12 protein-coding genes are annotated in these 15,737 nt (G+C 38.2%); 6 read left to right on the forward strand and 6 right to left on the reverse strand.

Translation table 11 applies throughout. The features are described 5' to 3' along the window. Window positions 1–89: 89 nt before the first annotated feature. Window positions 90–485, forward strand: coding sequence for a hypothetical protein (locus C9J48_RS08305; protein ID WP_006228673.1), 396 nt, complete (start codon window positions 90–92; stop codon window positions 483–485). A gap of 429 nt (window positions 486–914) precedes the next feature. Continuing rightward, window positions 915–2,576 carry a flagellar assembly protein A gene (locus C9J48_RS08310; protein ID WP_006228672.1) on the forward strand — a complete coding sequence of 554 codons (1,662 nt, stop codon included), beginning with the start codon at window positions 915–917 and terminating at the stop codon, window positions 2,574–2,576. A gap of 65 nt (window positions 2,577–2,641) precedes the next feature. On the opposite strand, the gene C9J48_RS08315 is transcribed toward C9J48_RS08310, so the two are convergent. The 3 genes from C9J48_RS08315 to C9J48_RS08325 all read right to left on the reverse strand — a co-directional run bounded on the left by C9J48_RS08315 (window position 2,642) and on the right by C9J48_RS08325 (window position 8,233). Then, entirely contained in the window at window positions 2,642–4,636 is a 1,995-nt protein-coding gene (locus C9J48_RS08315) for a bifunctional diguanylate cyclase/phosphodiesterase (protein WP_006228671.1), read from the reverse strand. 427 nt (window positions 4,637–5,063) lie between these two features. Further along, entirely contained in the window at window positions 5,064–6,416 is a 1,353-nt protein-coding gene (locus C9J48_RS08320) for a sigma-54-dependent transcriptional regulator (RefSeq protein WP_006228670.1), read from the reverse strand. Then, entirely contained in the window at window positions 6,413–8,233 is a 1,821-nt protein-coding gene (locus C9J48_RS08325; protein WP_036802460.1) for a sensor histidine kinase, read from the reverse strand. The genes C9J48_RS08320 and C9J48_RS08325 overlap by 4 nt, the downstream gene beginning before the upstream one ends. A 214-nt stretch (window positions 8,234–8,447) precedes the next feature. Here C9J48_RS08325 and pdxH point away from each other — a divergent pair, with 214 nt between their 5' ends. Beyond that, window positions 8,448–9,083: a pyridoxamine 5'-phosphate oxidase gene (pdxH, locus tag C9J48_RS08330; RefSeq protein ID WP_006228668.1), complete on the forward strand. Its 636-nt coding sequence runs from the start codon at window positions 8,448–8,450 to the stop codon at window positions 9,081–9,083. Window positions 9,084–9,559: 476 nt separating this feature from the next. Here pdxH and C9J48_RS08340 read toward each other — a convergent pair whose 3' ends face one another. From C9J48_RS08340 to C9J48_RS08350, 3 genes are all read right to left on the reverse strand, one after another. Then, a complete protein-coding gene (locus C9J48_RS08340) occupies window positions 9,560–10,270 on the reverse strand; it encodes a helix-turn-helix transcriptional regulator (RefSeq protein WP_006228666.1) in 711 nt (236 codons plus the stop codon). A gap of 503 nt (window positions 10,271–10,773) precedes the next feature. Then, a complete protein-coding gene (locus C9J48_RS08345; protein WP_006228665.1) occupies window positions 10,774–11,961 on the reverse strand; it encodes a putative manganese transporter in 1,188 nt (395 codons plus the stop codon). A gap of 135 nt (window positions 11,962–12,096) precedes the next feature. Then, complete coding sequence (locus C9J48_RS08350; RefSeq protein WP_006228664.1) at window positions 12,097–12,999, reverse strand: LysR family transcriptional regulator; 903 nt, start codon at window positions 12,997–12,999, stop codon at window positions 12,097–12,099. A gap of 130 nt (window positions 13,000–13,129) precedes the next feature. On the opposite strand from C9J48_RS08350, the gene C9J48_RS08355 reads away from it, so the two are divergent. The 3 genes from C9J48_RS08355 (at window position 13,130) to C9J48_RS08365 (ending at window position 15,659) form a co-directional block, all read left to right on the forward strand. Beyond that, on the forward strand, window positions 13,130–13,543 hold the full coding sequence (locus C9J48_RS08355) for a VOC family protein (RefSeq protein ID WP_006228663.1): 414 nt from the start codon (window positions 13,130–13,132) through the stop codon (window positions 13,541–13,543). Window positions 13,544–13,559: 16 nt separating this feature from the next. Next, window positions 13,560–14,081 (forward strand): NADPH-dependent FMN reductase, encoded by a 522-nt coding sequence (locus tag C9J48_RS08360; protein ID WP_006228662.1) that lies wholly within the window; start codon window positions 13,560–13,562, stop codon window positions 14,079–14,081. 165 nt (window positions 14,082–14,246) lie between these two features. Continuing rightward, the gene (locus C9J48_RS08365; protein WP_006228661.1) at window positions 14,247–15,659 is read left to right on the forward strand and encodes an MATE family efflux transporter; all 1,413 of its coding nucleotides are present in this window, start codon (window positions 14,247–14,249) and stop codon (window positions 15,657–15,659) included. The last annotated feature ends 78 nt before the right edge of the window (window positions 15,660–15,737 follow it).

Genomic DNA, 15,737 nt, shown 5'->3' on the forward strand with positions numbered 1-15,737 from the left:
TTGCGAGAAACAGAACCTTTTTAAATCATGCATCATGCTTACAAGGGATTTCGAGATACAAAAGGAATCATTGTATTTAGGAGAGTGTCATGAGTTTAGTCAAAATTCAAAGTAAAGTACTTAAGCAACTATCGGACCCTATTCATTCGATAACCAGAGCAAACGTTTCTTATACATTAAGCAATGGTGGTGTGGCTGCGCGTTTATATAAACATGTGATGTTTACAAATTCACATGCATATGATGTGGGGCTTAGAGTATCGATTGTTCGTCTATACCGAAATAGTATGATAATAATCACTGACCGTGAGTTAGATGTATTGGGATCTTACGAACTGAGTTTGCAAGGCATTCATCAAATGAACGGTTATATTACAATGCAAGAAATGGCTAGTGATAGTGCTGAGTCTTATACGTATGAATTCCATCAAAATGACAGATTAACAGATCAAGAACTGAGTTTGCTGATTGCTGATCTGCTCTAATTTAATTATGCGGCTATAATGTTTGCTAAGACGCCCTGAATACTCAGGGTGATAAACATTGTTAATACGCATCACATCCCTTTTGAACTCTGCTTTACATGCATTTTCCAATTTATTTAGTGGTTTTTTAAACCCTTTTATTGGGATCTAATACGCCTATATATAGTTATTTCAGATACTACCTCTACTTAATATTGCAATTATTAATATTTATACTTTATATGCTTAGCCATCCTACATGACAATGTCATGAGCTATGACGCTAGAGGGTCTTCAATGTTACTCTCCATTGTCTCTCATCCCGAATTGTGACTCGTCTACTCCTGTTATACTGATGGTTGGGTTAATATGTAATAGTCGACGTTTTACTGAACATCACGATTTATGGCTTTTAACGAATGGATATAATTTAGAGTGAAGGATCCCGCTATGTCACAACAGCCTCTCCAGCTGTATCAGCAAGGTCATACTGTCTCTTTACGTGTAGAGCCGTTGGATCATGCTGAAATGGAAGTTTCGAGAGGTGATGTATACGCTGCACTTTCAGATATTAATGCGAATCAATTTTTTATCTTTGAAAATGCTATTGATTCTGCACTTGAAGTTTTCAATAGTGACTCTGCATCAAATATTTCAGTCGAACCTAAAACCATTATTATTGCGGAAAAACGCTCTGCGACGTTAATAGTAAAAACATCGCCAGATCTAATGACAGCTTCAATAACTATAGTTGGTGCTTACGGTGGCAATCGTGTGACTGCGAATGAACTACTTTCAGCTTTGAAAGATAATCATATTATTAAAGGTATTCGCAAAGTTCAGCTGCAAGAGTTACTAACAAAAGGTCAATCACTTGCCTCTGGAGAGAAGCTGACTTTGTCTGTTGCTTTTGGTAAACCTGCTGAAAATGGGACCGATAGCCAATTTAAACCCTTAGTCGAAGATATTAGTCAGCGTGTATTACGCCCGCAGCATAAGGCTGATGGTACCGTCGACATGCTTAATCTTGGTGAAATGGTAACTGTTACAATCAGCCAAGCAATTATGCGCCGTATGCCCGCAACGCCCGGTGTGGTTGGTTTTAATGTTATTGGTAATGATCTTGATTGTGTAGCAGGGCAAGAAGTGCCGTTTACGGTCGGTGATGGTACAGCTATTAGTGATAACAATGAAAATTTATTAGTTGCAACTAAATCAGGTATCCCCTTAATTACGAAAAACGGGATGCAAGTTGATGACGCCTTAATTGTTAAAGGTGTGAATGCCACGACTGGGCACATTAATTTTGATGGTAGTGTTGTTGTACAAGGTGATGTTACCTCTGGGATGAAAGTGACAGCGACGGGTAATATTTCAGTAAGTGGCTTTGTTGAGCTTGCTGAATTAAACGCTGGCGGTGATATTGTCGTTGTTAATGGTATTATTGGGAAGCCTCATCATAGTAATGAGGGGCACCTAGCCTGTTATATTAAGGCAAAGGGTAGGGTAACCAGTAAATTTGCTCAATATGTTGAGATTGATGCTGGAAGCAATGTGGAGTTATCGCTCCATGCGCTACATTGCCATATCCGTTCTCAAGGTGAAGTTATTGTTCTCGATCAGTTTAAAAGGCATGGAACATTGAGTGGTGGCATTATCGAGGCGGCTTACAGCGTTAAAGCACTCAATATTGGTGCCTTGGCAGGTACTCCGACAGAAATTTCAGCCTTTAGTAAATGCTACGATTTACGTAATCAGTTAAATAATACTTTTAAGTTGCTTGAAGACGAACAAATTCAAATGACAAAAATTCGAGAGGTCGAATTGAAACTGCTACAAATACCGAGTACCAAAAGGCCAAGTGAACTTGTAACGAAGGTGATGGAGACGAAGGAGAAGCACGTAAAAAAAATGTCTTCGTTAAAAGAACATTACCGAACTCTTCAAAGTGAATATGATGAGGTGCGTGGTGCTGTATCTATTGCTGCGCTTAACCATTTTTTTTCTGGTGTAAGTTGCCGTTTAGAAAAATTAACAATGAATGTTAATGAAGAACACGGCCCCTGTCATATTAAGTTCTCCGCGAATAAACTAGATATTACCCCTCTTTAATCGCCTAGTTTACACTGTAAATTCGCTTTTGATTCTTTTGCTTTACACTGTAAATTGAGGTCTATTTATAGCATCTTAATACTATTAGGGGCTGATAAACTACCAATCATATCTTTTTCAACCAATACTTCATTTCTTTTTTCGATAATATAGCCTTGAAATCCGTTAACAAATAATTCGGAAAGCCTTTCTAGTTGTGTTTCTGTCTCAACCCTTGTGGCGATTGTTTTGATATTTAATCGGTGAGCTGTTCGTGAAATAGAGGCTAACAAATCTGACTTAGTTTGATCATTTAATTGATGCGTATAAGCAAAATCGATTTTGACGTAATTAGGGCGGAATTCATTAAGGTAATCTAATGATTTAAAATGGCGTCCGTAGTTATCGACCCCAAACCCAAACCCATGAAACTGCATTGCTGAGCAAAGTAAACCAGTCGCATCTGGCTGTCGAATAAAACTGGCTTCGGGCAACTCGAAAAACAATCGACCCGCCAGTACTTTGTTATGTTGTAGCAGACTGCCTAACCATCTGATGAAGGTTGGGTCGCTTATACTGCTATAAGTTAGATTTACAGCAAGAGGACCTAGCTTTCTGTCGTTATTTAATTTTTTAATAATGTCTTGTATAACGTGTCGATCAAATAAGCTTCCGATCCCAAGATCTTCAAGTGCACCCAAAAACTGTCCTGCGCTGAATTCTTCTTTTCCCTTTTTTATCGATGTTAATACTTCAAGATGGTAAATATCAGCTGATTTAAATATGACGGGCTGAAAATGAAATACAAAGTAATTATTGGCAATGGATTCTAACAAGAGTGATTTCCATTGTTGTTTTCCCAATGCAGTTTCAGCCTGAGATCCTTTAACTAATACTGCTGGTAGCTGAGGATCCTGTGCTGCTTTTGATAATGCATTGTCGAGTTGAGTGAGCAAAGTTCCTGCTGTAGTGGGTATATCGTTTAGTAGCAATCCGACACGGGTTGATTGTTCGTCTTGAATCGATGAATCAAGTTGTACCTTTTCGACAACGCTTAATATTGTTTCACCCATTAATTTTAATTCTTCGACGGTAATGCTAGGCACTAAAATAGCAAATTCATCAATGGATAAACGTGCAAGAATTAAGTCTGAATAAATGATGGATTCATTAAGTTTAGAGGCGATTTTTTTAACGAGGCAGTCGCCAGATTCATAACCAAAGTTGTGATAATAATCATCAATTAGGGTGGTCTTTATTATTGCCAGCCCGCCGTTATGTGATTTTTTAAGCCAAGAATTTAATTCGTTAATAAAAAAAATACGATTTCCAAGACCTGAAACTTCGTCACGGTACGCGCGCTCTCGTAATTTAATGGCTTCATTAGCTTGCTCTCTGAAGTTGACTTCAAGATGGGCGTTCATCTGATTCATCGTTCTGACAATTGTTCGTAAATCTTGCTGTTGCGGTAGCAAAATTGGCTGATAAGGCTTTCCATCTTGGAGGCGAGCAGATTGCTCCGTAATATACTTTAATGCACGTAAACCATAAGCAAGTAACGGTATGATCAAGAAGATGCTAACAATAAAAAGCATCAATGATATGAACCCATAATGCAATGTCATTGACCACAGTTGTTGGTTAGAATATAGCGCGTTGGTGGTAATTGTTATTTTTACGAAAGGGTCTACTAGCTGCTTAGATACCGTTAACGTGTTTATTGACAAGACAGACTTAAACCAAACAGGGGCGCTAGCGACAGAGGTGTTTTGAATGCTATTCGTTATATTGTTACTAATAGAATTTGGATTAACTTGAAAATTGGCATCACTGATCATTGGTTGATGTAATAGGGTATCTAATGTTGATTCAATGAGTTCTGATTTTGCTTTTTGTGGTATATCACTATCTATTATTGATGTTAAGACCGTGCTATTTAACGATAGGGTTTGTTCTAAATAACGGTCCTGTTGGTTATTTAATACAGTGATATGTGAGAAAAACAGAACAAGAAATAAAATTAAACACACAGTAAAGCTACAAGAAATTGCACCTAAAGTAAGTTGTTTGTATAGAGTCATGTTGTTTCAACCATCTGATTAAAATTATTATTTTTCGCGAATTGCTACTACTTAGGATTCTTTCTCACTCTAAAAAAGAGAAAAACTGATTGAATTGAAAGTTATACGATATATAAAATGTAATTTAGCAAACCTACTTCCAATCATTCACACTGTTTTTTCTAAGGACGTCAGTTTCGATATATGTGTCGAATACAAAATGCAAGAAGAGGGCAGTTACATGTAAATTATGGGGTTATTTTAGTAACTAGAGTGACTTGATAAGCTGCTGCCGTTAGAGTTTTTTCGCTGGAAACTGTGGCTTTATGGGGAAGATTAATAACTGGGAGTTTAATGCCAAGGTGTTTGGTAATACTACTGAGTGAGCAGTATTACCTTGAAAAATATAGCCCATTAGGAATAAAGTACCAAGTAACTTGGGTATAATCTAATGCGCTACTTTAAAATCGTCTTTATCAATACCGTGCTTCTTCATTTTGTCGTACAGCGTTTTTCTCGCTAAGCCGAGTTCTTCTTGCGCCTCTTTCAAACACCCATTATGGCGTTTTAACGCATCGCAAAGTAATGTGAATTCAAACCGATTCACGCGATCGCTCAGGGTTAAATTAAATTGCTCATCACTTATCTCTCCTTCATTACTCAGGCCTACCGTGTCTCCCATTAAAACTAGGCGTTCTGCAAGGTTCCGTAATTCACGCACATTTCCCGGCCAGTCATATTCGAGCAGTTTAGTTTGTTGTTCTGGGCTAATTATTGGGTGCTCAATACCATAGCGTGTTGATGCCGTACGCGTGAAATTTTGAAATAAGATCAATAGGTCATCTTTTCTGTCGCGTAAAGAGGGAAGGTTCACACTCACAACATTTAAGCGATAATAAAGGTCTTGATTGAATTCACCTCGTTCGCTCATCGCTTTTAAGTCTTTCTTGCTTGCACTAACAAAGCGTATATCAAGATCCATCATTTGATTGATGGCTGAAGATTCAACATTTCTATTTTCCAAAACGCGTAACAGTTTTTTTTGAAGAGGCGCTGGCATCGATTCAATTTCATTTAAGAAAAGCGTTCCTCCATTTGCATGCGTAAGCTTTCCTGAACGTTTTTTTTGTCCACTCAAAAATGTGCTGGATTCAAAACCAAAGAGTTCGCTTTCGATCATATTCTGCGGTATAGCATTACAGTTGATTGTGATAAAAGGTTTATTTTGTCGGGCACTATGATCATGTAGGAAGCGGGCAACAAGCTCTTTTCCTGTTCCATTTTCTCCTTGAATGATTACATTGGCAGCGGTATCTTTTATATGACTTAGAATTCGACGCAGCTGTTTTATTTGTGGGTTACTGCCTAGGATTCGGGGGCCAGGACCACTTTGCGCCTCTAATTCACGGCGCAGTTCTCTATTTTCTAAAATAAGCTCGCGTTTATCGCCTGCCCGTTTCACTACGTCGAGTAATGTTTCCGTTGAAAAAGGTTTTTCTAGAAAATCATATGCGCCGATCCTCATAGCATCTACGGCCATAGTTATATCGCCATGTCCGGTTAAAAGAATGATAGATAGTTCCGGATCTATGGCTAAGGCGCGCTTTAAGAAGGTTAAGCCATCAATACCTGGCATATTGATATCTGAAATGATTACACCTGTATATTGATTATCAATAATATCTAATGCTGGTTTTGCACTTGAAAATAAACTTACATCGTAATCTTCAAGTTCTAATGTTTGTCCTAGTGCATTGCGAATTGACTTCTCATCATCAATAAAAATAACATGTTTGTTCATTGTACATCCTTAATATTGGCAGGCAGTTTGATGATAAATTCCGCGCCACCGTCACTATGATCTTGAATGATCAGGCTGCCAGAAAAAGAATCGATGATCCTTTTTGAAATAGTGAGCCCCAACCCTAATCCATCTTTTTTTGTGGTAAAGAAAGGAGTGAAGATACGTTGTTTTTGAGATTCATTGAGTCCTGGGCCGTTATCCCATATACGAATTTCTACACTATCACCTTGCTCTGTTAACTCTATGCCGATTTGAGGGGAGTACGTATGTTCCAGTGCCTGAATAGCATTATGCAGTAGGTTGATTATTACCTGTTCTAATTGAACTGCATCAGCGTTAACTTGTAAATTATCAGGCAGCTCGCCTAAGCGTAAAATTACCCCGCTTTTGATCAGTTTATTTCCTAATAAGCTGATTGATGAGCGTATTGAGTCTGCAGCAACAGTACAGCGATTGGTTTCTACTGATGTTTTACGTGCAAATACTTTAAACCGAGCAATAATTTCAGACACCATGATATTGAGCTTAATTATTTCATCTATATTGTTTGCTACAGAATCATAACGCTCTTTAACTAAGAGTTTACGGCTGTTTTCTGCATATGTTCGCATTGCTGCTAATGGCTGATTGATTTCGTGGTTTATACTGGCAGAAAGCTCGCCGAGCATGGCTAATTTTGCGGCTTGTACTAATTCATTTTGGGTTTGTCTTAGCTCTGCTTGGCTATGTTCGTATTGTTCAATGGTATCGCGTAGTTGTTGGTTGGTTTCTAATAAGTTATGTGTTCGTTCAATAACTAATTGTTCCAACTTATCATTGAGTTGTGCTAATTCTTTTTTAGTCAGTATGGTTTGTAGCCAAGACATAAGAGCAAAACATAGCAACATATAAAAAGCTGTAAAGATGACGATAGCTTGTAGAACATATTGATAAGCCGTGCTGATTGGACTAAATCCATAAATATTCCAACCTGCTTTATCCATATTGTGGGTTGCAATGAGATAGGCGTCCCTTTTCCCATTATCAGACTTTTTTATATTGCTGATCTCTTGGCGTTCAAAAGCATCTAGATCTTGGTATTCACTGAGAGCATTGAGTTCTGTTTTACCATACTGACGTGAATCCAAAACTTTCTTGCGTTGCTGTTCATCTAGGATTGTTAGCGAATGATAGAGCCAGTCATCTTCAGAGCTATAAAATATGACACCTTGCTGATCGGCAATAGCATACTCAATTTGATCGTATTGCCAAATATCTTCGATTAAAGACAAATCGACTTTGATCACCAATACACCAATAATTTTGTCTCGCTCATAAACAGGCGCAGAAAAGTAATAACCGCGTTTTTGTGAACTAATGCCTAGCGCAAAATATTGCCCCAGATTTCCTACCATTGCATCTTTAAAGTAAGGTCGGTAACCGTAGTTTTGCGCAACAAAGCTTTTATCACTTTGCCAATTACTTGCCGCTATTGTATTACCACCTTGGTTAATGAGGTAAATAGTATCTGCATTAATACTATTCGACCATGTTTGTAATAGACGGCTGGTTGTTTGATATTGCTGTGAAATAGGAGTTGTCGCTGTTTTGTTTGCAATGAGTGGTGCTAATAATCTCGGGTCGTTAGATAACACCTCGGGTAACTGGCTATAACGTGAAAGTTGAGCATCTAGTTTTTCACCAAGTTGGTTTACATCATTGATAATTTTATAGGAAAGGTGTGTTTTTGCTTGCTGATAAGTCACATTGGCTATTAGCCCACTAAGCAGTAGCCCAATAATGATGAGTAAAGTGAGGTATTTTTTCTTTTGCACGTTAGCACCTAGCTTTTGTTTAGAATGAAACGCTAGCAAATTTTTAGTCTTGAAAACAAGAAGTAGCTTGCAGAGATCTAACATCATTGTATATATCGGGAATAAATTATTGAAGAAAAGAAGCTAAGGTTAGGCTGGTACTTGTTTTTCGTATTAGCAAAGCGCACAATTTCTATTATTGCATACAGGCTTGAGCCAATAAACGGAGATAACAATGGATTTGTCTGATATTCGTCGTGAGTATACGCGAGGTGGGCTACGCCGTAATGATTTGCCAGATGAACCACTACCTTTATTTGAGAAGTGGTTGCAGCAAGCGATCGATGCAAAAATCACTGATCCAACGGCGATGACTGTTGCTACAGTTGATGAATCAGGTCAACCTTTTCAACGTATTGTTTTGCTGAAACATTTTGATCGTGATGGCTTTATTTTTTATACCAACTTGGGTAGCCGTAAAGCACTTCATTTAAGCCATAATGCAAAGATAAGTTTGCATTTTCCATGGCATGCTATTGAACGCCAAGTTCATATTACAGGCGAGGTTGAGAAACTGTCGTCGTTAGAGGTTATGAAATACTTTACCTCTCGCCCTAAAGAAAGCCAAATAGCGGCTTGGGCAAGTAAGCAAAGTAATCGAATTTCTGCACGACAAGCGTTAGAAGGTAAATATTTAGAACTGAAACAAAAATTTTCTCAAGGTGAAGTACCTGTACCCACTTTTTGGGGTGGGTATCGTGTAAAAGTTAACTCAATTGAGTTTTGGCAGGGTGGAGAAAACCGTCTGCACGATCGTTTTATATATTCCCATGATTCATCTAATTGGAATATTGATCGTCTAGCTCCATAAATATAACTAAATGTTATTGTTAAAAAATAGAAGTGCAGTGAAATACCTACGCTTCTATTTTTTTGAGCTGAATATACCGAGCTTTATCGTTATTAGAAGTATTATTTATCAATATTGTTCATTTGAGGTCACGATACTAACCCCTTCAGGGTGACGTGTATTCAAGGTTTCTTCCGCATTTTTGATCGAATCAATTTCAGAGTTAGCTAAAATGTTAAATTTAAACGGTATATTAAAGTGCGGATGTATAACGTAAGTAATTGTAAAAGGTTTCATACTATTCCCAATGATAATCAATAGTCTGATGCAATAATTGTATTACCTCAGATTTTTGCCATCTTGTATGGCGGTTCATGGGACGTATTTTAGCTTTTTCAAAGTGAGTTAAATTTGATCTAAAAATTGATTATTTAAAGGAATAGCCTCATTACAGTAAACTTAGATTCATGGATTACACAAAATAACTGTATTTCTTATTATTCTTTAAGTATTACAGATAGTTGGCGTTTTAACATGCTTTCTGGAATATGCGATCCAAAACCTAAATCTAATGCTAAATCGATTAATTCTGCTTTGGAGTTAGCGTTAAATTTTTCACGTAACCGCAGTACATAGTTTTCTACTGTTTTTACAGAGACATTAAGTACCTTTGCAATGTACTGAGGCTTCTTTCCGTAAAGTAATAAAAAAAGTACTTCAGATTCGCGTGTATTAATGGCTACTTTTTGATTATGTAAATCTAAGCTAAATGATGCCTGATCATTTTTACTAATACCTGCGGCTCGACAAATCCAATGTCCGACTTCTAGAATCGCGGTATCTGTTAGTTCTACGCCTGAAAAAATAGTACCAACCGTTTTATTCTCTTCATTTTTCCACGGTGTTTTTGTGAATAAGTGTGCACGCCAGCTTCCGTCGGAATAAGGGTGTATATCAAGCACTCGCATGCGCTGGCCAGAAGCCATTACTTGCAAATCCTGTTCTTGAAATGACGGAGCACATTCAATGGTTGGGCTTGGCATATCAAAATCAGTGCGACCAATACAATCTAAATGATGCTCAACACCAATTATTTTCCCGTATTCTGAATTAGCGTAAACAAAGACAGAATTTTCATCTTTACAACCCCAGCAACCAGGAAGTTGATTAAAAATATGGAGCAAGGATGGATCTACGTTGTCTTTCACTCTTTTAGCCTAGCAGTATCAGGATTAAATTGAGAATAAGAGTAAGTCTAATAGATAGCAGAAATGTTACAACCAGCAGCAGAGTGTTTATTAAACAAAATCGTAAATAAAGGTAAAAAAAAGCCGGTCATAAGACCGGCAAAGACAAGAGCTTGACTCCGAAGAGTACAATCCTGTACGACGTGTAGAAGAGGTATCCAATAAAGTTCATATCTAAAATATGAGGGTATATATAAAAGTAAACTCTATTGGCATGTATCCAAAGTTGGATACTGCAGACAGACAGCAGTGAAGTATGCCCCCTGTCTACGAAAGAAACTATAACCGAGAGAGAACCAATAAAGAAGGGGGGAAATCACCTATTGACACCCCGGTTAATATTTGTTTGTGCTTTATTTGCGCTTAATTACAGTGAACTTTTTGTCTGAGAATGTTTATTTTTTGATGGCTAATTGAATAACTAACTATGCAAAACGCGCGAAAAATTCATGTTTAGTGATTTGTTATTCGAAAAGGTAATAATAACCATAAGCAATAATTAAAGCTGGGATCGATGAATACACCGTTGCCATTAAGGCTGCTTTAGGCGCAAGTACAATCGCTGGAAATAAAGCATCACCGTCATTACTGATTGAATTGCCCAGTTGTGCAGACAGTGGCACTGCACCACTGATATAGAGGCTGGTGACTAATATTTGAGGACCACAGCCTGGCAGTAAACCAATAACAACACCCATTAGGGGAATGTAGGCTGACCATTCTGTAAATGCAGATGCTAAATTGACACCCGTCCAATACATCGTTAATTCAAATAATAAGAAAGCACAAATTACCCAGCTTGTTACAAAATTGGTATCTTGGGCGACTCGTTGAAAAAGGGTATTGGTTTGCTCTTTGGGATCTTCTGATACCGCTGATTCATAGTCTGTAATGTCTCGGCTTATTGCCCACAAAATAATAGAAACAATAGCCGCAGTTGCACCAATAACGTTGATCGTACCTGCTTCAAGATGAAAAAATTGGTCAATGTTAACTTGGAATGATCCCATAATCGCAATCACCGAAGCTGGTAATAGCATCCACTTCCAAAAGTGACCCTGTAACTTCAATGAGGATTGATGTGGTTCATTTTTATTCGCACAAGATGGGGTAGGTGCATCTTTAATGACTGGTCGCATGAAATGCTCACCGTGAATAGCATCGACAACCCAACCAGAGAGCAAACCCACGACAAATCCTACGCTGATAACCAATAAGCCAGTTTTGGGTTGTGCGGCAAGCAACAAAAAAGCGGCATCCCCCATGGTTGCAGTGAGTACGGCGACAACAGACCCAAAACTTAGCCGACCTTTCACATATTGTGTAATAACAACAATTGCGCCCCCGCACCCAGGTAAAGCCCCCATAGATGCTGAAAATAAGACCTGGAAATAAGTACTTCTATTGAGTAGCCCAGTGAGCTTGTTGGTATTACTTAATCGTGATGAAATCGCATGGTAGATAGTAAGGGTGGCAGCAACATAGGTTGCAACTTGCCAAAAAGCATCAGATAAAACAGAAATAGTGATCTCTCTAGTATTCGCCACCGTGAGTAGAGCAAGCAAGATAATAGGAAGGATGAGGCGTTTATTCGTTAAGCGCCATTTTATATGCTCTTGTAGCTGGCTTGGTTGTTTAATCTGTGATGCCATAAATAGCTCCGAAATGTTCAATCACTAAAATGATGAGTGTCGGTATATTTAAATGCAAATGAGAATTATTATCAAGTGTTTGTGATGTGTTATTTGAAGTGAGCTATCTAAGATGGGGATAAAGGCTAGATAACCTTAATCCCCTAAATTGTCCATAATGAAGTCTAAAAAACATCGTACTTTAGCTGACATATGCTTACGACTTGGATATACCATAAAAATATCAATAGGCAGGCGAGGAAAGTCGGAGAAAAGGGCAACTAACTTCCCTTGTTCTATTTCATCGTGTAAGTGAAAGTGCGGCAAGATTGTGATCCCTTGGCCTGCCATACACAGTGCTAATTCCATGTATGAATTATTGGTTACTACTTGGCTTTTAATGGGTATATGAATTGTTTGCCCGTCTTTATCTATTAAATCCCAAGAATTACCTTGGCGAATATAACTATAACTAATGGTTTTATGTTGTGATAATTCACTTGGATGTTTGGGAGTGCCGTGCTTTTTCAGGTAATTAGGAGAGGCAATAACAACGGCATAAGAACGCCTTATTCGGCGGCTAATTAAGCTCGAATCATCAAGTTGCTTTGAAGCGCGTATTGCGACGTCATACCCTTCAGCGACAATATCAATTTTTCTATCGTTTAAATCCAATTCTAAAACTATTTTAGGGTATTGCGCGGTAAATTGAGACAGAATTGGACGTAAATTTGATAAACCAAAACTGACAGGGCAACTGACTTTTAAACGCCCTTGCGGTTTTTCTTGTTGGCCTGTAATTGCATTCTCGGCTACTTGTGCATCTTCAATGAGCTGCTGGCATTGCTGAAAGTAGAGTTCACCTTCAGGAGTTAAGCTTAGAGTGCGCGTCGTACGATGAAGTAACCTTATTCCTAAGCGGGCTTCTAGTTTATTAATCTCTTTGCTGATGTAGGATGTCGAATGACCACTGTTTAACGCAGCTTGTGTAAAGCTACCACTGTTCACCACTTCTGTAAAAACCACCATGCCATCAAACAAAGCCGCGTTAAAAGCCATTGAATCCATCTCTTTATTTTATATTGGAAGCCATATGGAAATAATCATTACACATTTAGGCTATTAATCAACATATGAGTACAAAGTATAGTTAGTCCATGGAACAAGCAGGCATAGAAAGGATCATATGATGAAACAGATTACCCGAATTAATCATATTGGCTTACGTGTTCGTAATTTTGGAATCGCGCGAGATTTCTATGCCAAATTAGGATTTGAACATATTACTGGTCCTAGCGGTTCAGAGCCTGTTGCGATTGTTGAACACCCTGCAGGTATCAATATTAACTTTATTCTTAATGCAGATCAGAATGATGATGTTAATCAGCTGATGGATATTGAGACCAAACATACAGGGTATACCCATATCGCGATAGAAGTCGACAGTATGGCAGATACTTTAGCTGAACTGAGTAAGCTGGATATACCTTTAAGTGGTCAAACAATGAAGCACCCTACAGGCGTATCTTGTTTTATCCGAGACCCAGATAAAAATGTTATTGAGTTCATTGAATATATCGGACTGAATGCGTTTAAAAAATAAATATAAAGGAATCATTATGAAAGTATTAGCTTTAGCGGCAAGCAGCAGCTCAACATCTATCAACAAACAATTGGCAACTTACGCAGCAAGCTTAGTTGAAAATGCAGAAGTAGAAGTCTTGGATTTAAATGATTTCGATATGCCCATTTTCAGTGAAGATAGAGAAAAAGAACTGGGACAGCCAGAGCCTGCACAGCGTTTCTACAAGAAACTAGGTGAGGTTGATGCCATCATTATTTCTTATGCCGAGCACAATGGCTCATACACAGCTGCATTTAAAAATGTGTTTGATTGGACGTCTCGCATCGACATGAAAGTCTACCAAAATAAACCTGTTCTTATGCTAGCAACATCGCCGGGTCCAGGTGGTGCATCGTCTGTATTAGCGGCGGCGACAGGTTCAGCGCCTTATTTTGCGGCTGACGTGAAAGGCTCTTTATCTATTCCTAGTTTTTACGATAACTTCGATATGGCACAAGGCAAGCTAACGAATGCTGAACTGCAAGATAAGCTAGCAACTGTGGTTGCTCAGTTATAGCAGAAGCGCTATGCATTATTAAAAGCATCTTAGTTGAACAGTCGACTGTTTAATTAAGATAGCAAGGGCGTATTTTACGATTCTAGTGCCAACAAAGATCGTATGAATACGCCCTTTTTGTATCTGAAATGGAAAAGCAAGTAATAGAAAGATAGAGAGGGCACCATGGATACGGGACTTCTAAATAAACCAGTAAAAAATGCATTGGTATCAATGGCGGCTCCCGCGGCGTTTGGAATGCTAATGACCTTTATTTTTCAACTGGTTGATACCTTTTTTATTGGTCAGCTTGGCACGAAAGAACTTGCCGCAATTAGCTTTTCTTATCCGATCTATATCTTTATTGTTAGTTTTTTTATGGGAACGGCTGCTGGCGTTTCTTCTGTGGTAGGTAAAGCGTTAGGAGAAGGGGATTCAAGCAAAGCACAATCACTAACAACCCTTTCAATTCTTGTCTTTATGTTTCTCAGCGTATTACTTGCTGTTGCGGGAATCTTCACGATTCAGCCTACTTTTTCATTACTTGGTGCGACAGCTGAAACCATAGCGATGATTTCAAGCTATATGTTGCCACTGTATATCGGCATGTTTGCATTAGTCGGTACTTTAATTGGTAATGCAGCGCTAATGTCAAAAGGCATCATGATTCAAACAACTGTTATTATGGCGATTGGTGGGATCATTAATGTTATTTTTGATTACTTTTTGATTTTTGGTATTGGATTATTTCCTGCTTTAGGCTTGCAAGGGGCTGCGATAGCGACACTCATCTCTTGGGTGAGTATTTTTGGGTTAATGCTTTTAGTATTGATTAAGGAAGGTTTGTTTTCTCTATCATCATTGCGTTCTTTTTCACAAGCGAAAGTCTATTTTAAAGAGATTATGAGCATCGCATCCCCCGCGATTGCAGCACAGATTCTAAACCCAGTAGCCATTGCGGTGATCACTCGTATGGTCTCTCAATATGGTGATAATGCCATTGCAGCTTATGGGATTGTAACTCGCATTGAATCACTTATCTTAACTGGAATACTGGCGTTGAGTGTTATCGTAACGCCATTTGTTGCCCAGAACTATGGTGCTAAATCGTACAAGCGATTAGATCAAGTGATTGCGTATTCCGGCAGAATGACGGTCTATTGGGGGTTATTCTTTTTTGCCATTATGGTGTTATTTTCTCAATCTATTATTAGTGTTTTTACTGACAGCCAAGAAATTATTGAATATGGGAAAATGTACTTCAATCTTGTGGGATTATCTTTTCCTGCTTTTGGATTGGCACTTATCACGACATCATTTTTCAATGGGGTTCAGCAAGCAAGCTTGTCGTTACGTTTAACTTTAGTGAAGTCCATTATCTTTATTCTTCCACTTACGGTTGTAGGTGCTTGGATGGGGCTTACATTCATTTGGATTGGGATAGCAATAGCGAACGTATTGGCTGCTGTTTATGCTAAAAAATTACTGAATGAGTGGTTAGAATCAAATCATTCTGAGCTTATAATGGCTTCTCCTTTATTTGATTACTTTAATGACATTAAATCATTGTGGTCGAAGCGTCGCATTAGCCAAAAGTAACAATTAAAATGACGGAAAAATCAAGTTAGGCATATATCGTTGATCTATCTGGTGTTCTTATCGTATCAATGAATCCAA

Source organism: Photobacterium profundum (assembly GCF_003026285.1).
In the GTDB taxonomy this organism is placed as follows: Bacteria; Pseudomonadota; Gammaproteobacteria; order Enterobacterales; family Vibrionaceae; genus Photobacterium; species Photobacterium profundum.